This is a genomic window from Pseudoalteromonas sp. S1727 (assembly GCF_005886375.1).
Classification (GTDB): Bacteria; Pseudomonadota; Gammaproteobacteria; order Enterobacterales; family Alteromonadaceae; genus Pseudoalteromonas; species Pseudoalteromonas haloplanktis.
In genome coordinates this window covers 1-273 of the sequence record NZ_PNDT01000297.1, presented here as the reverse complement: position 1 = coordinate 273, position 273 = coordinate 1, and the positions used below count along the sequence as shown (strand labels likewise).

At 45.8% G+C, this 273-nt stretch carries 1 protein-coding gene; it reads left to right on the top strand.

Annotated features, from left to right (window positions below; all coding sequences use genetic code 11):
* Window positions 1-273: proline dehydrogenase family protein (locus CWB85_RS22090; RefSeq protein ID WP_138556027.1), on the top strand; the 273-nt coding region annotated here is incomplete at both ends.

Below are 273 nucleotides of genomic sequence, written 5' to 3'. Positions count from 1 at the left end.
GCGCGATGTACTATTCCCACAATTTGGCACGCACACTTCATACACTGCGGCAACTTTTTTAGAAGTCGCAAAAGGTGCCAATCAAGGGGTTGAATTCCAACGTCTACACGGTATGGGTGAATCATTATTCGACCAAATAGGCACTGAAGAAAATATTCAGTGCCGTGTATCTGCCGCTGTAGGCCACCGCGATGCCTTACTTGCATACTTAGTGCTTCGGTTACTTGTGAACGGTGCAAACTCATCGTTTGTAAATGCGATTGTTGATACCAC